Source organism: Amycolatopsis ponsaeliensis (genome assembly GCF_030182635.1).
GTDB lineage: Bacteria > Actinomycetota > Actinomycetes > Mycobacteriales > Pseudonocardiaceae > Amycolatopsis > Amycolatopsis ponsaeliensis.
The window spans coordinates 393,026-415,086 of record NZ_JAPZLD010000003.1; the positions used below are offsets into that span (position 1 = coordinate 393,026).

The 22,061-nt window shown below is 70.7% G+C and carries 20 protein-coding genes; 11 read left to right on the forward strand and 9 right to left on the reverse strand.

What is annotated here, in order from left to right; all coding sequences use genetic code 11:
* The first annotated feature begins 239 nt into the window (after positions 1–239).
* The 4 genes from QQ657_RS07135 to QQ657_RS07150 all read left to right on the forward strand — a co-directional run bounded on the left by QQ657_RS07135 (position 240) and on the right by QQ657_RS07150 (position 4,463).
* On the forward strand, positions 240–800 hold the full coding sequence (locus QQ657_RS07135) for a sigma-70 family RNA polymerase sigma factor (RefSeq protein ID WP_284741258.1): 561 nt from the start codon (positions 240–242) through the stop codon (positions 798–800).
* Positions 801–807: 7 nt separating this feature from the next.
* Entirely contained in the window at positions 808–1,605 is a 798-nt protein-coding gene (locus QQ657_RS07140) for a zf-HC2 domain-containing protein (RefSeq protein ID WP_284741259.1), read from the forward strand.
* 367 nt (positions 1,606–1,972) lie between these two features.
* Complete coding sequence (locus tag QQ657_RS07145; protein ID WP_284741260.1) at positions 1,973–3,475, forward strand: DUF1996 domain-containing protein; 1,503 nt, start codon at positions 1,973–1,975, stop codon at positions 3,473–3,475.
* A gap of 43 nt (positions 3,476–3,518) precedes the next feature.
* Positions 3,519–4,463, forward strand: coding sequence for an SCO0930 family lipoprotein (locus tag QQ657_RS07150; RefSeq protein ID WP_284741261.1), 945 nt, complete (start codon positions 3,519–3,521; stop codon positions 4,461–4,463).
* An 849-nt stretch (positions 4,464–5,312) separates the two neighbouring features.
* Here QQ657_RS07150 and QQ657_RS07155 read toward each other — a convergent pair.
* The gene (locus QQ657_RS07155) at positions 5,313–6,377 is read right to left on the reverse strand and encodes an Lrp/AsnC family transcriptional regulator (protein ID WP_284741262.1); all 1,065 of its coding nucleotides are present in this window, start codon (positions 6,375–6,377) and stop codon (positions 5,313–5,315) included.
* Between the two features lie 68 nt (positions 6,378–6,445).
* On the opposite strand from QQ657_RS07155, the gene QQ657_RS07160 reads away from it, so the two are divergent.
* The 4 genes from QQ657_RS07160 to QQ657_RS07175 are packed head-to-tail and all read left to right on the forward strand — an operon-like array spanning position 6,446 to position 10,458.
* Positions 6,446–7,639, forward strand: a complete 1,194-nt coding sequence (locus tag QQ657_RS07160; RefSeq protein ID WP_284741263.1) for a M20 metallopeptidase family protein — start codon at positions 6,446–6,448, stop codon at positions 7,637–7,639.
* 4 nt (positions 7,640–7,643) lie between these two features.
* Complete coding sequence (locus tag QQ657_RS07165; protein ID WP_284741264.1) at positions 7,644–7,841, forward strand: hypothetical protein; 198 nt, start codon at positions 7,644–7,646, stop codon at positions 7,839–7,841.
* Positions 7,838–9,259 carry a sodium:solute symporter family protein gene (locus tag QQ657_RS07170; RefSeq protein ID WP_284741265.1) on the forward strand — a complete coding sequence of 474 codons (1,422 nt, stop codon included), beginning with the start codon at positions 7,838–7,840 and terminating at the stop codon, positions 9,257–9,259. The genes QQ657_RS07165 and QQ657_RS07170 overlap by 4 nt, the downstream gene beginning before the upstream one ends.
* Positions 9,256–10,458 carry a metal-dependent hydrolase family protein gene (locus QQ657_RS07175; protein WP_284741266.1) on the forward strand — a complete coding sequence of 401 codons (1,203 nt, stop codon included), beginning with the start codon at positions 9,256–9,258 and terminating at the stop codon, positions 10,456–10,458. Before QQ657_RS07170 ends, QQ657_RS07175 begins: the two co-directional genes overlap by 4 nt.
* Here QQ657_RS07175 and QQ657_RS07180 read toward each other — a convergent pair.
* The 3 genes from QQ657_RS07180 to QQ657_RS07190 form a co-directional block, all read right to left on the reverse strand.
* Positions 10,455–11,957 carry a hypothetical protein gene (locus QQ657_RS07180; RefSeq protein WP_284741267.1) on the reverse strand — a complete coding sequence of 501 codons (1,503 nt, stop codon included), beginning with the start codon at positions 11,955–11,957 and terminating at the stop codon, positions 10,455–10,457. The genes QQ657_RS07175 and QQ657_RS07180 overlap by 4 nt on opposite strands.
* Positions 11,958–12,053: 96 nt before the next feature.
* On the reverse strand, positions 12,054–12,851 hold the full coding sequence (locus QQ657_RS07185; protein ID WP_284741268.1) for an alpha/beta fold hydrolase: 798 nt from the start codon (positions 12,849–12,851) through the stop codon (positions 12,054–12,056).
* A gap of 129 nt (positions 12,852–12,980) precedes the next feature.
* Positions 12,981–14,138: a steroid 3-ketoacyl-CoA thiolase gene (locus QQ657_RS07190; protein WP_284741297.1), complete on the reverse strand. Its 1,158-nt coding sequence runs from the start codon at positions 14,136–14,138 to the stop codon at positions 12,981–12,983.
* 231 nt (positions 14,139–14,369) lie between these two features.
* On the opposite strand from QQ657_RS07190, the gene QQ657_RS07195 reads away from it, so the two are divergent.
* Positions 14,370–15,596 (forward strand): cytochrome P450, encoded by a 1,227-nt coding sequence (locus tag QQ657_RS07195; RefSeq protein WP_284741269.1) that lies wholly within the window; start codon positions 14,370–14,372, stop codon positions 15,594–15,596.
* On the opposite strand, the gene QQ657_RS07200 is transcribed toward QQ657_RS07195, so the two are convergent.
* Positions 15,568–16,149, reverse strand: a complete 582-nt coding sequence (locus tag QQ657_RS07200) for a dienelactone hydrolase family protein (RefSeq protein WP_284741270.1) — start codon at positions 16,147–16,149, stop codon at positions 15,568–15,570. The two genes, QQ657_RS07195 and QQ657_RS07200, sit on opposite strands and share 29 nt — an antisense overlap.
* A gap of 22 nt (positions 16,150–16,171) precedes the next feature.
* On the opposite strand from QQ657_RS07200, the gene QQ657_RS07205 reads away from it, so the two are divergent.
* Together QQ657_RS07205 and QQ657_RS07210 are read left to right on the forward strand one after the other, a co-directional pair.
* Positions 16,172–16,963: a transglutaminase-like domain-containing protein gene (locus tag QQ657_RS07205; RefSeq protein WP_284741271.1), complete on the forward strand. Its 792-nt coding sequence runs from the start codon at positions 16,172–16,174 to the stop codon at positions 16,961–16,963.
* Positions 16,964–17,030: 67 nt separating this feature from the next.
* A complete protein-coding gene (locus tag QQ657_RS07210; protein ID WP_284741272.1) occupies positions 17,031–18,059 on the forward strand; it encodes a YhjD/YihY/BrkB family envelope integrity protein in 1,029 nt (342 codons plus the stop codon).
* Here QQ657_RS07210 and QQ657_RS07215 read toward each other — a convergent pair.
* Genes QQ657_RS07215 through QQ657_RS07230 form a run of 4 tightly spaced genes read right to left on the reverse strand, consistent with a single transcriptional unit; the run spans position 18,034 to position 21,825 of the window.
* On the reverse strand, positions 18,034–18,645 hold the full coding sequence (locus tag QQ657_RS07215) for a TetR/AcrR family transcriptional regulator (RefSeq protein ID WP_284741273.1): 612 nt from the start codon (positions 18,643–18,645) through the stop codon (positions 18,034–18,036). The two genes, QQ657_RS07210 and QQ657_RS07215, sit on opposite strands and share 26 nt — an antisense overlap.
* Before the next feature lie 15 nt (positions 18,646–18,660).
* Complete coding sequence (locus QQ657_RS07220; RefSeq protein WP_284741274.1) at positions 18,661–19,824, reverse strand: thiolase family protein; 1,164 nt, start codon at positions 19,822–19,824, stop codon at positions 18,661–18,663.
* Complete coding sequence (locus QQ657_RS07225) at positions 19,821–20,834, reverse strand: thiolase family protein (protein ID WP_284741275.1); 1,014 nt, start codon at positions 20,832–20,834, stop codon at positions 19,821–19,823. Before QQ657_RS07225 ends, QQ657_RS07220 begins: the two co-directional genes overlap by 4 nt.
* Positions 20,835–20,841: 7 nt before the next feature.
* A complete protein-coding gene (locus QQ657_RS07230; protein ID WP_284741276.1) occupies positions 20,842–21,825 on the reverse strand; it encodes a Zn-ribbon domain-containing OB-fold protein in 984 nt (327 codons plus the stop codon).
* Between the last annotated feature and the right edge of the window lie 236 nt (positions 21,826–22,061).

Sequence of the window (22,061 nt, forward strand, 5' to 3'; positions counted from 1 at the left end):
GCTCCTCCGTGGGCATGACTACGCGCAGTAGCCTGGGGTGAGGCGAAAATGCGCGCGAAAGATCCACAGTGGACAATCAGTCCGGAGTGGATGCGGAGCGTTGCGGGGGACAACGCGTTGTCGGGGGTCTTCGGTAGGGGATACGGACACGGTCGGGAAACGGTTCAAAAAAGTTTTGCCCCCTGCGTTGCGGCATTTGGTACTAGACGTACGCCGTCCGGCCCACCAGGATGTCCCGCGTGGGACGGCACACTCGAGCGCTGAGATCCGTCGAAGATCAGGAAGTCGCTGTTGAGCCCAGCGACGCCCATGACGATCTGGCGAAGGCGCTCTACCAGGAGTTCGGCGGGTCCCTCATGGCGTTCGCGCTGCGGCTGACCGGCCACGACCGGCAGTGGGCCGAAGACGTCGTGCAGGAGACCCTGATCAAGGCGTGGCGGAACGCGGACAAGCTCGACCGCCAGCCGGAGATGCTGCGCGCGTGGCTGTTCACGGTCGCCCGCCGGATCGTCATCGACGGCTGGCGCAGCCGGAGCGTCCGCCCCCAGGAGATCGAGGAGATCGAATCCGACGCGATCGCCGTGTCCGACGAGTCGGACCGGACGCTCGCCGCGATGATCGTTTACGAGGCGCTGCAGGGCCTTTCGCCCGAGCAGCGGGAGGCGATCCAGCAGACCTACCTGCGCGATCGCACCGTGAACGAGGTGGCGGCGACCCTCGGCGTGCCCCCGGGCACCATCAAGTCCCGCATCCACCACGCCGTCCGCGCGCTGCGCCGGGCCTTGCGTGAGCGGGGGTGAACTGAGGGTGGCCGGGTCCGCACACACCGACGTCGCCGCGTACGTGCTCGGCGTCCTCAGCGAGGCCGAGAGCACCCAGTTCGAAGCCCACCTCATGAACTGCCCGCACTGCCAGCTCGACCTGATCGAGCTCTACCAGCTGCCGGACGTCCTCGACCTCGTGAAGCGCAGCTGGCCGGAGCCGCCGATGCCGGCGCCCAGCCCGCGCACCCTGGCGCCCGGGCCCCGCGTGCTGCGCGGCCTGATGGAAGAGGCCTCGGTGAAGCGCCGCCGCCGCAAGCGGCTCGGCATCATCGCCGGCGCCGCGGCCGCCGCGCTCGTCGTGGCCGGCCCGCTGGTGACCCTCGCCGTCCGGCCGGCCGACGCCGTCCCGCCCGCGTCGCTCTCGGCGCCGAGCACCAAGCAGGCACCGCCGGCGACGAGCGTCCTGGCGACGAGTGTCCCGCCACCGTCCACCGGCGCGCCGGCCCAGCCCGGCGGCGGGCAGACCTTCGGCCGGGGCAGTGGCAGTGGCGGCTCCGCGGTGAGCGCGGTGGTGACCGTGTCCCCGGTGGAGTGGGGCAGCCGTGTCGATCTCGAGCTGCGCGGCATCGTCGGACCGTTGAAGTGCCAGCTGTTCGCCATCTCCACGACGGGCGACGCCCGCGTCGTGTCCGGCTGGTCGGTGCCACCCAAGGGTTTCGGCATCCCCGGCTCACCGGAGCCGTTGCGGCTGCAGGGTTCCATTTCGCTGGCGATGGACCAGATCGCCCGCTTCGAGGTCCGCGGCGACGACGGCACGGTGCTCGTCGTCGTGCAGCGCTGACCCTTTCCTTCCCCGGATCCCGGCTTTTGCCGGGTATTTCGTGTGCCGTCGTCGTGAACCACGGACGTCAACGAGCCGTGGTTCAAGACATGACCGACACTTCGTTTTTTCGCTCGAACCGCTATGACCTGGGTAAATGGCGTCCGGTTGCGTTCGACTTGATAACGAACAGATAACGGGCTGGTCGCTTTTGAACCTCAGCGCGCTCACGTCCGTATCCCCCAATGCATCCCCCGATGCATCCCGACAGCCGGAACCAGAGCTCCCCGCGGGTTCCGTGCGATCTCGACCTCAACCAACGGTAGTTCTTGCCCGGGCCGCCGCGCTATTCGGCGTGCCCGGAATAACGAACGAGGTGAACTAGTCTATGGCCCGGAATTCTCGGTCCCCCGTGACGGGCAAGCATCGCGTCGCCCGCCGTACCAAGATCGCCATGGGCGCGATCGGCCTGGCTATCGCCGTCGGCGGACTCGCCGTCGCGGTCACCGCGGGCCGCACGGGCGAAGCGAGCGCGGACCCCGCCGACCCGTCGTTCTTCATCGACATCAACAAGGTTCCCGCCGGCAACAACGTCAACGCGGCCTTGCAGAAGAAGGGTGCACAAGGATCCTTCACCGTCGATTGTGGAACGAACGCGGACGGCGCGCACCACAACCCGGACAACTTCATTGCGCAGCCCGGGATCAAGAACGGCGCGCAGCACCTGCACGACTACGTCGGCAACGTGACCACCGACGCCGACTCGAGCCTCAAGAGCCTGCTCGCCGGCGACACCACCTGCAAGAACGGTGACCAGTCGGCCTACTTCTGGCCCGTGATCCGCATCGACCGCGAAGACGACGCGGCCAACGAGAGCGAGAACCAGAAGGCCCAGCAGAACCAGCAGGGCAAGACCGGCGACGTCCAGCAGGACCAGAGCGCCAAGGACGCCCAGGCCGCGGACGCCGCCGGCCAGGGTCAGGACCAGGCGGCGCAGGACCAGAACGCCCAGGACCAGGGTGCGCAGGACCAGCAGGACCCGAACGCTCAGGACCCGAACGCTCAGGATCAGAACGCCCAGGACCAGAACGGGCAGCAGCAGAAGCGCCGGAACACCGGTGGCGGCGCGACCCGCAACGGTGACCAGAGCGCCCAGCAGCAGGGCGACCAGGGCCAGCAGGACCAGCAGCAGGCCCAGGACCGCCGTCGTGGCGGCCAGAACGGCGGGAAGAACAACGGTGGCCAGAACGGTGGCCAGAACAACGGCGGCCAGAACGGCAACCAGAGCAGCTCGGCCGCCGCACCGCCGGCCGAAGAGCTCGGCGGGCCCGAAGGCGCGAACGAAGAGGTCGGCGACAACGACGGCGAGATCGTCGAGCCGGAGTCCGCGACGCTGAAGTTCATCGGTGGTGGCGCCCAGAACGTCGTCGCGATGCCGCTCGGCCTCCGCGTCCTCTACGGTGACGCCAAGCAGAGCACCAACGGCCCGGCCAACGCCCGGCCCAGCTGGACCTGCACCGGGTTCGAGGACCGGCTGACCGACCTCTACCCGATCTGCCCCGCGGGCAGCAAGGTCGAGCGCATCCACGCCTTCCCGAACTGCTGGGACGGCAAGAACACCGACAGCGCGAACCACCGCACGCACATCGTGTTCGCGAACCAGCAGGGCAAGTGCCCGCAGGGCTTCAAGAACGTGCCCCAGCTGCAGGTGACCCTGGTCTACGACGTCCCGCAGGACGTCCAGCAGAAGGGCCAGTACAAAGTGGACGCATTCGCCCAGGAGAAGCACAACCCGCGGTCCGACCACGACGACTTCGCGAACGTGATGAGCAAGAAGATCATGGGTCGCCTGGTCAACTGCATCAACTCCGGCAAGGCCTGCGCGGAATAACCCTTCCGCACCAGTCACTCCACGCCAGGAGGGAGAACTTCCGATGAACCGTGCTCGTCCGGGTGCCGCTGCTTTGTCCGCCGTCGCCGGTGTCGCGCTGGTCGCGGCCTGCGGGACCAACCCGTACGCCACGACCGGCCGGCAGGTGTCGCTCGGCGCGCAGCAGCTCTCGGCGAGCACGGTTCAGACGAGTCCCGGGGCCGGCCAGGCCCAGCTGGTCACGTCCACTGTGGAGGGTCTCGGCGCGGTGCTCACCGACGCCGAAGGCCACACGCTCTACCGCTACGCCAAGGACACCGCCAAGCCGCCGAAGGTCGCTTGCGTGGACGCCTGTGCGGAAATGTGGCCGCCACTGGTCTCCGACTCCCCGGCACTGGCCGCCGGGGTGGACGCCCAGCTCGTCAGCCTGGTCACCCGGCCCGACGGCCGCAAGCAGGTGACCGTCGGCGGCTGGCCGGTCTACCGCTACGCCAAGGACACCGGCTCCGGGATCGCGCTCGGCCAGAACGTCAGCGCGGACTGGGCGGCGATCACGCCGGAGGGGGAGAAGGCAGCGGCCGCCGCGAGCGCGTCCGCCGAACCGACCACCCTCGGCACCACCGACATCGGCGGCCTCGGCCCGGTCCTGACCGACCAGGCCGGCCGCACGCTCTACCTGTTCACCCGGGACGGCAGAGGTTCCGGGAAGTCCACTTGCGACGGTGCGTGCGCGCGAACGTGGCCACCACTGCTCGTCAACGGGCGGAGCACCGTCGCCGAAGACATCGACACCGGCCTCGTCGGGCAGATCACCCGCGCCGACGGGAGCAAGCAGGTGACGGTGGGCGGCTGGCCCGTCTACACCTACGCGAAGGACGGCGCGCCCGGCGAGGCGAGCGGCCACGGCGTGGGGGACACCTGGTACGCCATGGAACCCAACGGCTGCCGGGTCGACCCGGCGCGCCGGCCCGACGCCGCCATCGCGACGGCCTCCACCGGCGGGTACTGACCCGCCCCACGAACCCCGGCCCGGCGGACACTTCCCTCCACCTCACCCCCCCCAGTCCGCCGGGCCGGTAGCACCACCCGAAGTACCGCGGGACCCCCGTCCCGCGCCCCGAGCCCCGGCCCGGGTGGACGCTTCCCTCCACCTCACCCCCCCATTGTCCCCCCGGGCCGGGATTCCTCACCCCACACCGATCCGGCGCAGCCGGGTCAGCGAAGGAGGAAACAGGCGGGCGCCTTTCCCGCCCCGCGAGTTCCGGCCGGTGGACGTTCTTCCCTCCACCTCACCCCCCGAGTCCACCGAGCCGGAACTCCTCCACCCAGTGTCGACTCCCCAATCACACGTGATGCCCCTCCAATCACGCGAGATGCCCTCCCAATCACACGAGATACCCCTCCAGTCACGCGAGATCCCCTTCCAGTCACACGAGATCCGCCCCCAGTCACGCGAATCACGACCTCGATCACGCGGGTTCCGGCTCCGGACACACGAGATCCCGGCCAGAGTCAGGCGAACCGACCGTCCAGGTACGCGAGCCGACCATCCAGAAACGCGAGCCGACTCTCCAGGTACGCGAGTTCCACCACAGAACACGAGAGCTTGAGTCTCCAGCCACGCGAGTTCGGCCCTCGATCACGCGAGTTCCGCCTCCAGACACACGAGTCCCGCCCCCGATCACTCGAGCTCGGCCCCGGTCACGCGAGATCCGTCTCCAGTCACGCGAGTCACGGCTCCGATCACGCGAGATCCGCCCAGGCTTCCCGGCCCGCCGGCCGTCCCTCGGTCACCCGGCTGGAATCCCCACCCCCGAAGACCCCGGTCCGGTGGATGCTTCCCTCCACCTCACCCCCCTCATCCCCCGGACCGGCCCTCGCTGCGGTCCCCGTGCTCCGGCACGGGGACCGCGGCCCAGAAGTCCAGCGGCACGCGCCCGATCCCGCGCCCGGCCGCGTCGAGCAGGCGGCCCATCAGCTTGACGCTCCGCAGCGTCACCGCCCGGCCGGTGATCTCCAGCCACGGCAGCTTCGCGGCCAGCACCGCTTCCAGCGCCACCGTGTCGTGCTGCGAAGGCAGCCACACCACCAGCATCAGGTTCGCCGCCCCGGCCAGCGCCGCACACATGCGCACCTCCGGCAGCATCGCCAGTGACCGCGCGGTCGTCTCCAGCTTGTCCGGCGGCACCCGCAGCCAGAGCGTCACCGTCACCGGCGCGGGTGACATCGACCGCGCGATCTCGCACCGGACGCGGATCGCGCCCCGGCCGAGCAGGGCGTCCAGCCGGCGCCGGACGGTCGTCGCGCCGACTCCGAGTTCGTTCGCCAGCGCCGCCGCCGACGCACGGGCGTCGACCCCGAGGGCGAGGATCAGCGCCCGGTCCGCGTCGTCGAACCGCAGCGGCGCGCGGTTCTTCGCCGGCTTCGGCGAGAGGGCTTCGCGCTGTCCCGGCGAAATCGCCCGGACCCGCCACCGGCTGCCCTCGGTGAACATCCGCGGCGACAGGACCGTCCGCACGCGCAGCACCCCCGGCACCGTCGCCACCCGGTCCAGCACGTGCGCGCCCAGCTCCCGCAAGGTCGGCGCGACGACGTGGGCGAGCAGGTCGCACGGCCCGGCCACGTACTCGACGGTCACCACGTGGACGTCCGAAGCCAGCGCCGCGGCGACCCGCACCGCGGCCCCGGGCGCACAGTCGATCTCGACGAAGGCCAGCGCCAGCTGCGCGGTCAGCTCCCCGCCGATGTACGCCGTGAGCCACGCGTCCCCGCGCTCGACCAGCGCGTCCCAGTGCCGGGCGGCGGTCACCGCGCCCAGGCCCAGCGCGCGGCCCAGCGTCGACCACGACGCCCGCGGCGCCGCCTGCAGCGCGTCGACCAGTTTGAGGTCCTGCTCGGTCAACATGGCGGATTCTTCGCTCATCGGCTCTCGCAGCGGTGGTTTCGGTGTTTTTCCCGGCCCATTGTGCTCGACACTTGCATGATCTCCGGATGACCCTGCGCTCGGACGCCGCCGCCCTGCTCGACGACCTGGTCGCCCTCCGCCGCGACCTGCACCGCATCCCCGAGATCGGCCTGCACCTGCCGCGCACCCAGGAGCGGGTCCTCGCGGCCCTCGACGGCCTGCCCCTCGAAGTGAGCCGCGGCAAGAACCTCTCGTCGATCACGGGAGTCCTCCGCGGCGGCAAACCCGGCGGAACCGTCCTCCTGCGCGGCGACATGGACGCGCTCCCGGTCACCGAAGCCAGCGGCGAGGAGTTCAGCTCGACCCTCGACGGCGCCATGCACGCCTGCGGCCACGACCTGCACACCGCGGGCCTGGTCGGCGCGGCCCGCCTGCTCGCCGCCCGCAAGGACGACCTGCCCGGCGACGTCGTCTTCATGTTCCAACCCGGCGAAGAAGGCTGGGACGGCGCCGGCCGCATGATCGAAGAAGGCGTCCTGACGGCGTCGGGCAAGCACGTCGACGCCGCCTACGGCCTGCACGTCTCGGCCGCCAGCTACGCGAAGGGCCAGTTCACCGCCCGGCCCGGCACGCTCATGGCGGCCTCGGGCGCCCTCGAAGTCCGGGTGCGCGGCGAAGGCGGCCACGGCTCGTCCCCGCACGACGCCCGCGACCCGATCCCGGCGGCCTGCGAGATGGTGACCGCCCTGCAGACGATGGTGACGCGCACCTTCGACGTCTTCGACCCGGTCGTGGTCACCGTCGGCTCGTTCCACGCGGGCACCCGGCGCAACATCATCCCGGACGACGCGGTGTTCGAAGCGACGCTGCGGTCGTTCTCGCCCGAGGTCGCGGCGCGGGTGGGGGAGCGCGCGGTGCAGGTCTGCCAGGGCATCGCGCAGGCGCACGGCCTCGACATCGACGTCACCTACGAGCCGGAGTACCCGGCGACGGTCAACGACGCCGCCGCGTACGACTTCGTCGCCGCCACGATCCGTGACGTCTTCGGGGAGGAGCGGTTCACCGAGATGGCCGACCCGATCACCGGCTCGGAGGACTTCTCCCGCGTGCTCGAGCGCGTCCCCGGCGCGTACCTGTTCCTCGGCGCGTGCCCGACGGACCCGGACACCGCGGCGGACAACCATTCGCCGCGGGCCCGCTTCGACGACAGCGTGCTCGGCGACGGCGCCGCGCTGCTGGCCGAGCTCGCCGTCCGCCGCCTCGGGCTCCTGGCCGGGTGACGCCGTGCGCAGCTACCACTGGCCTCCGCTGCTGCCCGTGCTCGCGCTGGTCCTGATGCCGTTCCTGCCGTTCGTCAACACCACCGGGCTGTGGCTCGGGCTGCCGCGGATGATCGTCTGGGGCGCGTTCTGGTGCCTCATGTTCACCCCGGCGCTGCTGCTGTCCGAACGCCTGATGCGCGGACGGGAGGAGGAGCAGTGATCCTCACCTTCACCCTCGCCGGCATCGTCCTGATCGGTGTCCTCGGCTTCGTCGGCCGTCGCAAGCCCGTGGCCGACCTCGCCGAATGGACCGTCGGCGGCCGCCGCTTCGGCGCGCTGACGATGTGGTTCCTGCAGGCGGGCGAGGTGTTCACCACCTTCACCTTCCTCGGCATGGCCGGCCTCGCGTTCTCCGGCGGCGTCGCGGCGATGTACGCGCTGCCGTACGTGCCGATCGCCTACGTCGTGCTGTTCTTCCTCGCGAAACGCCTCTGGACGCTGGGCAAGGAGCGCGGCTACCTCACGCAGGGCGACTTCCTCGAGGACCGGTTCTCCAGCCGGACACTCGGCACGCTGTCCGCGGTGCTCGGCGTCATCTTCGTGCTGCCCTACCTGCAGCTGCAGATCACCGGGCTCGGCCTGATCGTCCGGCTGGTCACCGGCGACAACGCGTCCGGCACGCTCAGCATGGTGGCCGGCAGCGTGCTGATCGTCGCGTTCGTGCTGTGGGCCGGCCTGCGCGGCGTCGCGGCGACGTCCTACTTCAAGGACGGCATCATGCTGGTCGCGCTGGTGGTGCTCATCATCGCCGTGCCGACGCACTTCGCGGGCGGGATCCCCGCGGTGTTCCACAAGATCGAACAGCTGCACCCGGAGAAGCTGATCGTCCACAGTGGAGCGAACGATCACGTCTGGTTCGTGACGAGCATGCTGGTCAGCGCGATCGGCGTCGGGCTGATGACGCTGCCGCACTCGTGGCCGGCGCTGATGTCCGCGCGCGACCCGAAGGTGCTGCGGCGCAACTACACCTGGATGCCGGTGTACGAGCTGTGCTTGCTGCTGCCGATGGTGATCGGGTTCGCGGCGATCGTCGTGGTGCCGAAGGGGAGTGACCCGAACGGCGTATTGCTGACGCTGTCGAAGGATGCTTTGCCCGGCTGGGTGACGGGGATCGTCGTGGTCGCCGCGACGGCCACCGCGATGGTCCCGGCGGCCGGGATCCTGATCGGCATCTCGTCGCTGGTGGCGCGCAACATAGTCCGCGTCCGCAGTGGCCGCAAGCAGTTCTGGATCAACCACGGCACGGTTGTGCTCGCGAGTACCCTTGCCCTCGTGCTCGGCATCTTCCGGCCGGACCTGCTGGCCAACCTCCTCCTGCTCACCTATTCGGGGTCGGTCCAGCTGGCCCCGGCCAACCTGCTGGGCTTCCTGCGGCGGGTACCCGTCGGCAAGGGCCCGGTGTTCGCCGGGCTGATCGCCGGCGAGCTCGTGGTCATCTGGCTGACCTTTGTGGACACCCACCTGGTCGGCACGGTCAACGTGGGCCTGGTCGGGCTGGCGGTCAACGTCGTCGTCCTCGGCCTGGCCGTCGTGGTGGAACGGTTCGTGGTTTCGGCTTCTGCCAAGGAGGCGGCGTGACGCGCACGGTGTTCACGGGCGGTTCGGTGTTCGACGGCACCGGCGCGGAGCCGGCGGAGGCGGACGTCGTCGTCGAGCACGGCCGGATCGTCGACGTCGGCACGGACCTCGACGGCGACGAGGGCGTCGACTGCTCCGGCGCGGTGCTGCTGCCCGGGCTCTTCGACTGCCACGTGCACGTCACGGTGTCGGAGATCGGGCTCCTCTCGCGGGTGCAGAAGCCGTTCTCCTACCAGTTCTACGAAGCGGCGCGGAACCTCTGGGCGACGCTCGGGCTGGGCATCACGACGGTGCGCGACGCGTCGGGCGCGGACCTCGGCATCAAGCAGGCGGTGGACGACGGGCTGATCCCGGGGCCGCGGCTGCAGATCTCGATCGGGCTGATCAGCCAGACCGGCGGGCACGGCGACAGCTGGAACCCGTCGGGCATCTGCGTGCCGCTGCTGGTGCCGCATCCGGGCCGCCCGGACGCGACGGCCGACGGCCCCGACGAGATGCGCCGCGTCGCCCGGACGCTGCTGCGCGCGGGCGCGGACGTGCTGAAGGTGTGCACGACCGGCGGCGTGCTCTCCCCGCGCGACGACCCGCGGCACTCGCAGTACACCCCGGAGGAGCTGGAGGTCCTGGTCGCCGAGGCGTCCGCGCAGGGCCGTCCGGTGATGGCGCACGCGCAGGGCTCGGCGGGCATCAAGAACGCGGTCCGGGCGGGTGTCCGGTCGATCGAGCACGGCATCTACCTCGACGACGAGGCGATCGAGCTGATGCTGGGCCACGGGACGTGGCTGGTCCCGACGCTGATCGCGCCGGTCAACGTGGTCCGCGCGGCGGACGCGGGCGTGGACCTGCCGTCGGCGGTGGTGGCGAAGGCGCGCGAAGTGGTGGAGGCGCACCGGGATTCGGTCCGCCGCGCGTACGCGGCCGGGGTCCGGATCGCGATGGGGACCGACAGCGGGGTCGGGCCGCACGGCACGAACCTCGAGGAGCTGACCCTGATGGCGGCGTGCGGGATGACCCAGGCGGACGTCCTGGAGGCGACGACGTCGTCGGCGGCCCGGCTGATGGGGCTCGACGGCGAGCTGGGGCGGATCGAGCCGGGGCTGCGGGCCGATCTTGTCGTGGTGGCGGGGGATCCTTATGACTTCCCGGCGCTGGCGTCGAACATCCGGGAGGTCTGGAAGGACGGGATCCGGGTCGTCTAGCCGCTCAGCCGGGTGAGGTCGACGACGGCCTTGTCGAACTGGAAGACGTCGGCGGGGACGCCCTTGGTGCCTTCCTTCAGCAGCGCCACGTAACAGCCGTAGTCGATGGCGAAGCCGTCGTACAGGCGCCCGGGATGCCGGGGGTCGACCACGCCCCGGCGGAGGACGTGGAGCAGGCGCGCGTCGCACAACGCGTCGATCGTGTCCGGGCGGTCGGCCGCGGGCAGGAGGAAGGTGCGGGACCGGCGCCGGCCGACCACCTCGTCCACCAGGCGGGCCAGCAGCCGCTCGGCGTCCGGGTACCTGCTGACCGCGATCTTCTTGTCCCGCAGGTACCAGTCCCGGGCGGCCCGTCGCACGTGGGCACGGCCGATCCGGTCGGCGTGCGCGTGCTGCGCGGCGAGCGCGGCGATGTTGATCGCGTCGCGGGGGACGCCCTCGGCCGCGCGGACCAGCTCGGGGAACGCGCCCTCCTGGAAGGCGTTCTTCGCGAACTCGTCGATCCCGGGCGCTTCCGTCCGCACCATCGTCTCCAGGATCGGCCGGACGTGGTTGTGGAACAACTGGAGGAAGAACGCCTGGGCCCGCTCGCGCGACTGGTCGAACACGAGGGCGTCGTCGAGGCTCACCGTCGACGCGGCATCCGAGCCCACCTCGATCCCGAGGTAGTCACCGTGGAGGGGAACGAGGAACCGGGCGCGGTGTTCGATGGCCGCGATCTTCACCGTGACACCCCGGACCGGCAGGACGCTCCGGCGCAGCAGATCCGCGAGGAACGGTTGCAGGTCGAGCGGGACGGCACTCCATTCGTCCAGCAACAGCCACAACCTCGCCGGCCGGAGCCCGTCGGCCACGGCCTGGATCGCCCGGCTCAGCGGGCCGAACATGACCCGGTGCTGCTCGACACCGATGCGCTTCTGCCGGCTCGACGCGGTCGTGGATGCCTGGTGGTGCAGGTGAGCGTGGAGTCCGCTCCGCCGCCCGAGCGACGCGCCGAGGCCGCCGGCCCGCTCGTCGGCGTCGCTGCGGGTCTGCTCCTCCTCCGTCGCGCCGACGACCTCCACCTCGGTCGCCGCGGCGACCCAAGCCTCGAGCCCCCGCAGGAAGCCGTCGTGGTCGGTCACCTGCCCGTCCACGGCCAGTGCGAGGAGCTGGTCGTGGATCGCCTCGAGGGTGTCGACCAGCAGTTGCGTGCCGCGCTGGGCGGGGCTCAGTGCTTCGTTGGCGTACAGGCCCCCGGTCGACCCGATGGTGCGCAGGTCGAGGTAGATCGCGACGTCCCCGGTCTGCTCGACGAGGTCGTGGAGGTGCAGCAGCCCGTGGGTCTTGCCGGTGCCGCGGCGGCCGAAGAGGATCTGGTGGTCCGCCGAGTTGATCATGGCGGAGAAGGACCCGGCGGCGACGTAGGTGGCGGCCAGTGTCGAGCGGTCGGCGCTTTCGGCCCGGCGCGGGATCCGCATCAGCGCCTGGTTGAGGTGCAGCTGGATGGCCTGCGCCATGCGACTCCCCGCTCCCCGGGTGGCTCACGCGGTCCGTGCGCGGTACAGCGTAAGAGAAGTACCCGGACGCGGACACCGCCGACGGGTGCCTCCTGCTCAGGCGTCCGGGCTCAGCAGATCCTTCAACGCCGCCGCGAACTTCGCCGGGTTCCGCTGCGGTGCCAGGTGGGCGCCCGGCATCTCCGTGAACGGCAACCCCAGCTCCAGCGCCAGGATCTTCGCCGGCTGGTAGTGGTAGCGCCCGCGGCTGCCTTCGCCCGCCACCGGGACGATCTCCGTGCTCGCCTTGCGCAGGGCGCGCAGGTCCGGCAGGTAGTCGAAGAACTCCGTCAGCTCGCGGTCGAAGAGCCGGATCCAGTCGGCCTCGTGCGGGAGGCGCAGGTTCGGCAGATCGGGCAGCGCCGCGCCCGCGATCGCGTCGGCGAAGCGCGTCACGGCGGTCAGCAGCTCGCCCGAACGGGCCAGCCGGACCTGCTCCGCGGCCGCTTCGAGCCAGCCGCCCGCGTCCGGCATCAGGTGCACCGCCGGGGGTTCGTGCGCGACCAGCGTCGTCACCCGGTCGCCGTGGCGGGCCACCAGGTCGAGGCCGATCAGCGCGCCCGCGCTCGTCCCGAACACCAGCGCCGGGGCGTCGGTCGCGTGGTCCAGCACCGCCCGCGCGTCGTCGGCCTGGCGCGACACCGGGACCGGGCCCGTGGTGGTGTCGGTGCTGCCGAAGTGGCCGCGCCGGTCGTAGGTGATGACGGTGTAGTCCGCGTACAGCTGCTTCGCCAGCGCGCGGTAGGAATCACCCGACCCGGTGCCGCCCGCGATCAGCAGCAGTGCCGGGCCCTCGCCGCCGCGGCGGACGAGGAGCTCGCCGTCCTCCACCGGGCAACGGCTCTCCGAGATCATGCCCTGAAGTCAAGCACAGCCAACGAAGTGGGCGGCGCGGTGGTCCACGCCCGCGCGCGAGGACTTCGGGCGGTGCTGCGCAAGGCTTTCGCGAAGTCCGTCCGGTGGTGCGCCGTGGTGGACCCGTCGTCAGAGGCGTTCGATGATCGACGCCGTGGCGAGGGCGCCGCCGGCGCACATCGTCACCAGCGCCGTCGATGCGTCCCGGCGCTCCAGCTCGTGCAGCGCCGTCGTCAGCAGGCGGGCTCCTGTGCTGCCCACCGGATGGCCCAGCGCGATCGCGCCGCCGTTGACGTTGACCCGCGACTCGTCCGGCGCAAGGGTTCGCTGCCACGACAACGCCACCGAAGCGAACGCCTCGTTGACCTCGAACAGATCCGGGTCGCCGATCGTCATGCCCGCCTTCGCGAGCACTCGCTCGGTCGCTCGGATCGGGCCGTCCAGGTGGTAGTACGGCTCCGCGCCGACCAGCGCCTGCGCCACGATCCGGGCCCGTGGCCGCAGCCCCAGCTCCGCGGCCCGCGCGGAGTCCATCAGGAGCAACGCCGCCGCGCCGTCGGAAATCTGTGACGACGTCCCGGCCGTGTGGATGCCGTCCTCCACCACCGGCTTCAGCCGCGCCAGGCCTTCGGCTGTCGTCTCGCGGAGGCCCTGGTCACGGCCGACCAGGCGGGTTTCGCCCGTCAAACCACCGTCGGCGTCGAGGACCGGGGCCTTCACCGGCACCACTTCACGGTCGAAGTGCCCGGCCTCCCACGCGGCCGCCGCCTTCTGCTGGGACGCCGCGCCGAACGCGTCGACGTCGTCGCGCGTCAAGCCGCGCCGGACGGCGATGCGTTCCGCCGCGCCGTACTGGTTGGGCAGGTCGATCGACCACGACGCCGGCCGCGGCGAACCGGAGCCCCGGTTCGTGCCCAGCGGTACCCGGCTCATCGCCTCGACCCCGCACGCGACACCCACCTCGATGGCGTCCGCCGCGATCAGGCCCGCGATCAGGTGGGTCGCCTGCTGCGCCGAGCCGCACTGGGCGTCGATCGTCGTCGCGCCGGCCGTCTCCGGGAGGCCCGCGTGCAGCCACGCCGTGCGCGTCACGTTGTTGGACTGTTCGCCGGCCTGCGTGACGCAGCCGCCGATCAGCTGCTCGACCAGGGCCGGGTCGATCCCGGCGCGGTCGAGCAGGGCCTGCTGCGCGGCGCCCAGCAGTTCGGCCGCGTGCAGGCCGGCCAGCAGGCCGCCCCGCTTGCCGATCGGGGTCCGCACGGCTTCGACGATGACCGGCACGCCCATGTCGTCCCTTTCGTCCGGCAACGCTGTTCTGTGACTCAAAAACTAGAACAAGTTATCGTTCTGTGCAAGCGCCCCCAGGGTCGGCGCGATCTTGATCTTTGTCGAGTGAGCGATCGCTCACCTGGCCTCATCGGTAAAGTTAACGGGTTTCACTGAACGGTCTTCCGGAAGTTAACACCGTATGCTTCAATCGCGTTAGAACGTGTTTCAAGGCGAACCGTGGGAGGCAACGTGGCCGCTCCGCTCATCCCCGCCGGTTTCGACTTCACGGACCCGGACCTCTACGCCCAACGGCTGCCCCTGGCCGAATTCGCCGAACTCCGGCGGACGGCGCCCGTGTGGTGGAACCCCCAGAAGACCAACACCGCAGGCTTCGGCGACGACGGCTATTGGGTCGTCTCGCGCCATGAAGACGTGAAGGAGGTCTCGCGCGACAGCACGCTCTACTCGTCCAGCGAGAAGACCGCGATCATCCGCTTCGACGAGAGCATGACCGAGGACCGCCTCAACGCGAACCGCCTGGTCCTGCTCAACATGGACGCCCCGCAGCACACGAAGCTGCGGCGGATCGTGTCGAAGGGCTTCACGCCGCGGTCCATCTCGAAGCTCGAGGACACGCTGCGCGAGCGCGCCGAAAAGATCGTCCACGAGGCGCGCAAGAAGGGGACCGGCGACTTCGTCACCGACGTCGCGTGCGAGCTGCCGTTGCAGGCCATCGCCGAGCTGATCGGCATTCCCCAGGAAGATCGGCTCAAGATCTTCGACTGGTCGAACCAGATGGTCGCCTACGACGACCCGGAGTACGAGGTCGAGCCTCTGGAAGCGTCCGCGCAGCTCATCGGCTACGCGTGGAACATGGCCGAGGACCGCCGCAAGTGCCCGATGGACGACATCGTCACGAAGCTGATCCAGGCCGACGTCGACGGGGAAGCGCTCGGCTCCGACGAGTTCGGGTTCTTCGTCATCCTGCTCGCCGTCGCCGGCAACGAGACGACGCGCAACGCCATCACCCACGGCATGAAGGCGTTCCTCGACCACCCGGACCAGTGGGAGCTCTACAAGGAGCAGCGGCCGAAGACGGCGCCGGACGAGATCGTGCGCTGGGCCACCCCGGTGGTCGCGTTCCAGCGCACGGCCACCCGCGACACCGAGCTCGGCGGCGCGCACATCCGCAAGGGTGACCGCGTCGGCATGTTCTACAGCTCGGCCAACTTCGACCACGAGGTCTTCGCCGATCCGGAGAAGTTCGACGTCCTCCGCGAAGACAACCCGCACGTCGGCTTCGGCGGCACCGGTTCGCACTACTGCATCGGCGCCAACCTGGCCCGGCTGGAGATCGACCTGATCTTCAACGCGATCGCGGACGTGATGCCGGGTATCACCGAAGCCGAGCCGCCGGTGCGGTTGCGGTCCAGCTGGCTCAACGGGATCAAGCACTACCCGGTGCGGTACGCCTGACGAACTCCAGGGCGCGCTGCGCGGTGAGGGACGCCGCCGGCTCGTCGTGGTCGGGGCCGTCGGCGTCGGTGTAGAAGTGGCCGATGCCGGGGTAGCGGAACACCTCGGCGTCGGCACCCGACCGGGTCGCGGGCTCGCTCCACGCCGCGACCTGGGCCGGGGGTGCGATCGGGTCGGGGTCGGCGACGTGCACCTGTGCCGGCAGGCCCGCGCGGACCGACGCGGGCAGCGCTCCCACCGCGTGCAGCAGCAGGACGCCGCCGGTGTGCGGCCGGCCGGGCAGGACCTCCTGGACGACTCCCGCCCCCATCGACACGCCCACGAGCACGGTTTCGGCCGACAGGTCCCGCACGGCTTCCCGAGCCCGCCCGACGATGGCCGTCCAGCCGACGGCGTCCTTCAGCACGAACCCTTCCTCGATCGTCGAGGCCGTTCGCCCGGCGTAGAGATCCGGGGTGGCGACGCGGTGCCCGGCCTCCCGCAGCCGGTCGGCGAGGCCGAGTTCGACGGGCCGCAGCCCCAGCACGGAGTGGAAGAGCACGATGTCGGTCACCGGACCATGACATCATGAGGCGATGGCCCCGCGAGCGACCGTCGACGTCGAGTTCTCCGTCCGTGTCACCGAGCCCGGGGCCGCCGCGATCTCGGTCGCCGCGGCGCACGCCGATACCGAGGAGCTCGCCGTCTCCTGGCACGGCGAAAGCGAGCTCGTCGAGTTCGAGCACGGCACCCGCGCCGAGGTCTTCGAGTTCCCCGCCGGGGAGCACCGCGTCACCTACCACGCCGAACGCGTGCTGGCCGAGCCCGAACCCGAGCCCGTCACGCGCGCCGATGCCGCCGTCTTCACCCGGCCGAGCCGGTACTGCCCGTCCGACCGCATCGCCGGGCTCGTGCCGCCGGAGCTGTTCTCGCTCGAGAGCACCAAGAAGAAGGTCGACACGATCGTCCGCAACGTCCACGAGCGACTGTCCTATGTGGTCGGATCCGGGCGGCCCACCGACGACGCGATCGACACGCTCCTCGCCGGTGAAGGCGTCTGCCGCGACTTCGCGCACGTCTGCATCACCCTCTGCCGGTTCCTCGACATCCCCGCGCGCTACGTCGGCGTCTACGCACCCGGGCTGTCCCCGATGGACTTCCACGCCGTCTTCGAAGCCGGGGTCGACGGCCATTGGTACGTCTTCGACGCCACCCACCTCGCGCCGCGCCGGACGATGCTCCGGATCTCCACCGGCCGCGACGCCGCCGACACGTCGTTCCTCGCCACCCTCGGCTGCGAGCTCGACTTCCTCGGCAGCACGGTGTTCGCGACGACGGACGCCGCCCTCCCGGTGGACGACGGCACGGAGCTGGTCGTCCTCGGCTGACTCCGATCGGATGGTCCGACCGCGTGTTGCCTGCGCGAAGAGGCCGTCCGCTGGGTAGACAGTGTCCGTGAAGAGTTCCCCCAAGGCCCCGAGCCCCTGGGCGCGGGCCCGTGCCCGGTACCGGTGGCTGGACCACATCGCCCGCGCCACCAACCGCTACATCGAGTGCGGCGGCTACCACTACGTCGCCTCGATCACCTACTTCAGCCTGCTGTCGCTGGTGCCGCTGCTGATGGTCGCGTCGTCGGCGGCCGGGTTCGTGCTGGCCAGCCAGCCGGGCCTGCGCCAAACCCTCGTGCACGCGATCGTGTCCACGCTGCCCGGCGGGCCCGGCGGGCTCGGCGACAAGGCCACCGACCTGCTCACCGGCTTCGTCGACCAGCGGACCACCGTCGGGCTGTTCGGTCTGGCCATCGGCCTCTACTCGGGCTGGAACTGGATGAACGCGCTGCGGGACTCGCTGACCGCATTGTGGGGGCAGAACCGGTCCGACCAGTCGCTGCCGCGGCTCATCGCGGTCGACCTGCTCGCGCTGCTCGGCCTGAGTGCGGCGCTCGTGGTGTCGTTCACGATCACGATCTCCGGCACGGCGCTCGGCGGCTACCTGCTGCGGCTGGCCGGGCTGGACGACACGAGCTGGGGTCACCAGCTCGTGTCGGCGTCGTCCGTGCCGCTGGCGCTGGTCGCCGACTGGCTGGTGTTCCTGTGGGTGCTCACGCGGCTGCCGCGGCAGAAGGTGGGCGTGCGCAGCGCGGTGCGCGGCGCGATCGCCCTGGCTGTGGGGTTCGAGCTGCTCAAGCTGGCCGGCGGGTTCTACCTCCGGCTGATCGGCGACTCGCCGACCGGCATCGCGTTCGGCTCGGTCATCGGCCTGATCTTCTTCATTTCGCTCGTCGCGCGGCTGCTCGTCTACGTCACGGCGTGGACCGCGACCGGCTCCGACGCGCCGCCGAAGCCGATCCAGCCGCCGGCGCCGGTGGTGCTCGAGCCGGTGATCGTGGTCGACCCGCCGGTCGCGGTGCCCGCCACAGTCGGCGTCGTGACTGGGGTGCTCGGCACGCTGCTGGCGCTCAGGTGGCGACGTTCGCGAGACTGAAGAGCCGGTCGAGCTGGTGGTCGATCAGCGCGATCGCCGCTTCCGGCGTGCGCTGGCCCAGGATGATGCTGGTCTGCAGGCCGTCGACACTCGACAGGAGCAGTTCGGCCTCCGGCATCAGCTCGAGATCCGGCGCCACCTCGCCGCGGTCTCGGCCCCACGCGAGCAGGTCCGCGGTCAGCCGTTCCAGCTCGGGCGGCGCGGCGCTGAACGTCGACGCCAGCCCGGGGTCCGAAAGGGACCGCACGAAGTAGGCGAGGTGCACGAGGTAGCGCGTGCGGCGCTCGTCGCCGACCGGCAGCATCCCGACGAGCATGGCGCGCAGCACTTCGCGCGGGGTCGCGTCCTCCTCCGGGCCGATGCCCGCGCGGATGTTCTCCCCGGCGTCGGCGTTGAGGATTTCGAGCGCGCCGAGCAGCAGGTCGTCCCGCGTGCCGAAGTAGTACTGGACGAGCCGCAGCGAGACGCCGGCCTCGGCCGCGACCTTGCGCAGCGACACGTCTTCGAGCCCGCGCGCGCTCGCGATCCGCCAGACGGCTTCGGCGATCTGGCGGCGGCGTTGCTCGTGGTCCGCGAGTCTCGGCATGGTGGGTCGAGCGTATCAACGTGGCTTGTCGGCGCCGACGACCCACATCGAGAAGTACTGCGACCCGCCGCCGTAGGCGTGCCCGAGCGCGATGCGGGCGCCGTCGACCTGGTAGTCCCCGGCGCGGCCCATGACCTGCTTCGCGGCTTCGGAGAAGCGAAGCATGCCGGACGCCCCGATCGGGTTGGACGAGAGCACCCCGCCCGACGGGTTCACCGGCAGCTGCCCGCCGATCGCCGTCTCCCCGGCCTCGGTCACCTTCCAGCCTTCGCCTTCGGGCGCGAACCCCAGGTTCTCCAGCCACATCGGCTCGAACCAGGAGAACGGCACGTAGATCTCGGCGACGTCCACTTCGGACATCGGGTCCTTGATGCCCGCCTCGGCCCACAACGCGGCCGCGGCGTCGCGCCCGGCCTGCGGATTGACCTGGTCGCGGCCGGCGAACGTCGTCGGTTCGGTGCGCATCGCCGTCGCGTGGATCCAGGCGGCACCGCCCTCGACGGCGTCCCCGGCGGCCTCGTCGCCGAGCACCATCGCGCACGCGCCGTCGGACGACGGGCACGTCTCGTCGTAGCGGATCGGGTCCCACAGCATCTGCGACGCCTGCACCGACTCGACCGTGATGTCGGCCTGCTGCAAGTGCGCGTAGGGGTTCAGGGCGCCGTTGCGCCGGTCCTTGGCCGCGACGATCGCGCCGATGTGCTCAGGCGCGCCGGAGCGGCGGATGTAGGACCGGACGTGCGGCGCGAAGTAGCCGCCCGCGCCGGCGCCGACCGGCATCTGGAACGGCGGCAGGATCGACAGGCCCCACATCGCGTTCGACTCGGACTGCTTCTCGAACGCCACCGTCAGCACCCGGCGGTGCACGCCGGACTGGATGAGCGAGGCCGCGACCAGCGCCGTCGAGCCGCCGACCGAACCGGCGGTGTGCACGCGCAGCAACGGTTTCCCGTTCGCGCCGAGGGAGTCGGCGAGGAAGAGCTCGGGCATCATCACGCCCTCGAACAGGTCCGGCGCCTTGCCGAGCACGACGGCGTCGATGTCGGCCCAGTCCACTTGGGCGTCGGCCATCGCGCGGTCGATCGCTTCGCGCAGCAGGCCCGGCATCGAGACGTCCGTGCGCTTGGCGCGGTGGTGCGTCTGGCCGGTGCCGAGCACGGCGGTGAGCTGCTTGGTCATCGGGCCTCCAGCACGGTCACCAGGTTCTGTTGCAGGACCGGGCCGCTCGTCGCGTGCGCCACGGCCTTGCGGGATTCGCCACTGTGGATCCGGGTCGCCGCCTCGCCGATGCGGGCGAGTCCGGCGGAGAACATCGGGTTGGCGGCCAGCGCCCCGCCGGAAGGGTTGATCCGCACGTCGTCGTCGAGCTTCAGGGCCGTCCGCAGGATCAGCTCCTGGTGCGTGAACGGCGCGTGCAGCTCGGCGAGGTCGACGCCGTCGAGGTCCAGGGCCCGGGCCGCGATCTCGGTGGACGGGCTCCGGGTGAGATCGCGGGCGCCGAGCACGGGGGAGTCGACGCGGTGCTCGATGCCCTGGATCACGGCCGGGTGGGCGACGATGTCGCGGGCGCGTTCCACTGTGGACAGGATGACCACGGCGGCGCCGTCGGTGATCGGCGCGATGTCGTGCCTGCGCAACGGATCGGCGAAGTAGGGGGTGTCGAGCAGTTCGCTGACGTCCTTGTCGGTGCCGCGCGCGGCGACCTCGGCGAGGTCCTTTTCGGACCAAAGCCCGGCTTCGAGCCCCAGTCGCGCCTGGATCCCGGCGATCGAGACCGAGTCCGGCCACAACGGCGTGACGACGTACGGGTCGAGCTGGAGGGCGAGCACCCGGCGCAGCTGCCCGGCGCTGGACTTGCCGAAGCCGTAGACGAGCGCGGTTTCGACCTCGCCCATCCTGATCTTCAGCCAGGCCTCGTAGAGCGCCCAGGCGGCGTCCATTTCGACGTGGGACTCGTGGATCGGCGGGAACGCGCCGATCGCGTCGACGGCGGCGATGAACGAGAAGGCCCGCCCGGCCAGGTAGTCCGACGAGCCGGAGCACCAGAAGCCGATGTCCTTTTTGGACAGGCCGGTCTGTTCGAAGACCTCGGCGAAGATCGGGACGAGCATCTCCACGCCGTTGGTGGTGCCCGGGGTCTCGCGGACGTTGGGGGCCTTCGCGAAGCCCGCGATCGCGACGTCTGGCATCAGGACCTCACAGGTGGTGGGCGAAGGTTTCGTAGGCCGCGTCCGGCTCGCCGGTCGGCTCGAAGTGGCTGATGTTCTCCAGCGACGTCCACCACTCGTCGCGGGGTTTCCAGGCCGCGCGCACGCGCATGCCCATCTTGACGTCCTGTGCGTCGCAGCCGAGGACGAGGTGGAGGAAGGCGATGTCGGCGCCGTCGAGCAGGATGTACGCGGCGACGTACGGCGGCTTGAGGCGCTGGCCGAGGAACGGGACGTTGACGATGCAGAACGTCGTCACGATGCCGGTGTCGGGCAGTTCGACTTCGTCGGTCGTCGGGACGCCGTCGGTCGGGCAGGCACCGCGCGGCGGGATGTAGACCTTCTCGCAGGCGGGGCAGCGCTGGCCGATCAGCTTGCCCTCGGCGAGCCCGCGCAGGTAGCGGCTCTCCTCGGGCGACGCGGAGTGCTGGTAGCGCAGGTGCACGGGCGTGATGATCACGCTGACCGGAGCGCCTTCTTCGCGCGCGGCGACCGGGGGAGCGGGCTCGGTGGGCGTGGTGTCCCCGGCGTCGGCCGGCAGGAAGTAGGCGATGTCGCGGATGTGCCCGACGGTGTCCTCGGCCCACTTGACCCGGACCCGTTGTCCACTGTGGATCTTCCCGGGTTCGCCGGCGTCGACCGCGTGGAGCAGCGCGGTGTCGGCGCCGTCGAGCTTGACGAGCGCCCAGGCGAAGGGCCGGCTCAGCGGCTGCCCGTCGAGCGGCTCGGCGCACCAGGACCAGGAGACGACGGTGCCCTCGTCGGCCACCGGGACGAACTCGCTGAGCTGATCGGCGGTGACGGGGTCGTACTCGACGGGCGGAACGTGCACGCGGCCGTCACTGCCCCGGATGCCTTCGATGCGGCGTTCGCGCAGCGCGTTCACGAACCGGCCGAGGACGGGCCCGGTGGAGCGCGTGTAGTCGAAGCCGACGTTGAGGGGTGCCGCCAGTGGTGTCTCGGTCACGTCCATGAGTGAAACACGTTCTCGTTCTGGCGGCAAGATGCCCGCATTGCCTGCTCCTGGTTTGTCTGTAACGCGTTCTATTCGAAGCGGTGCAGGGGTCGTGAGTGAGAAACAGGGTTAGAACACTGTTTGTAACTAGTCAGGTGGTTGCGGGGCTGGTTGGAAGCCAGGGGTTTCCGGTGATGGCGTCGCGGAGTGCGGTGATGACGTTGAGGCCGTTCTTGCCGACGGTGGAGACGTAG

Coding starts and splice junctions, on each gene's coding strand:
- QQ657_RS07190 (WP_284741297.1), bottom strand. CDS start 14,138: ATGGGCGTGCCGGTCATCGTCGAAGCCGTGCGGACCCCGATCGGCAAG.
- QQ657_RS07215 (WP_284741273.1), bottom strand. CDS start 18,645: ATGCCGAGACTCGCGGACCACGAGCAACGCCGCCGCCAGATCGCCGAA.
- QQ657_RS07205 (WP_284741271.1), top strand. CDS start 16,172: ATGGCCCCGCGAGCGACCGTCGACGTCGAGTTCTCCGTCCGTGTCACC.
- QQ657_RS07150 (WP_284741261.1), top strand. CDS start 3,519: ATGAACCGTGCTCGTCCGGGTGCCGCTGCTTTGTCCGCCGTCGCCGGT.
- QQ657_RS07220 (WP_284741274.1), bottom strand. CDS start 19,824: ATGACCAAGCAGCTCACCGCCGTGCTCGGCACCGGCCAGACGCACCAC.
- QQ657_RS07230 (WP_284741276.1), bottom strand. CDS start 21,825: ATGGACGTGACCGAGACACCACTGGCGGCACCCCTCAACGTCGGCTTC.
- QQ657_RS07225 (WP_284741275.1), bottom strand. CDS start 20,834: ATGCCAGACGTCGCGATCGCGGGCTTCGCGAAGGCCCCCAACGTCCGC.
- QQ657_RS07185 (WP_284741268.1), bottom strand. CDS start 12,851: ATGATCTCGGAGAGCCGTTGCCCGGTGGAGGACGGCGAGCTCCTCGTC.
- QQ657_RS07160 (WP_284741263.1), top strand. CDS start 6,446: ATGACCCTGCGCTCGGACGCCGCCGCCCTGCTCGACGACCTGGTCGCC.
- QQ657_RS07145 (WP_284741260.1), top strand. CDS start 1,973: ATGGCCCGGAATTCTCGGTCCCCCGTGACGGGCAAGCATCGCGTCGCC.
- QQ657_RS07180 (WP_284741267.1), bottom strand. CDS start 11,957: ATGGCGCAGGCCATCCAGCTGCACCTCAACCAGGCGCTGATGCGGATC.
- QQ657_RS07155 (WP_284741262.1), bottom strand. CDS start 6,377: ATGAGCGAAGAATCCGCCATGTTGACCGAGCAGGACCTCAAACTGGTC.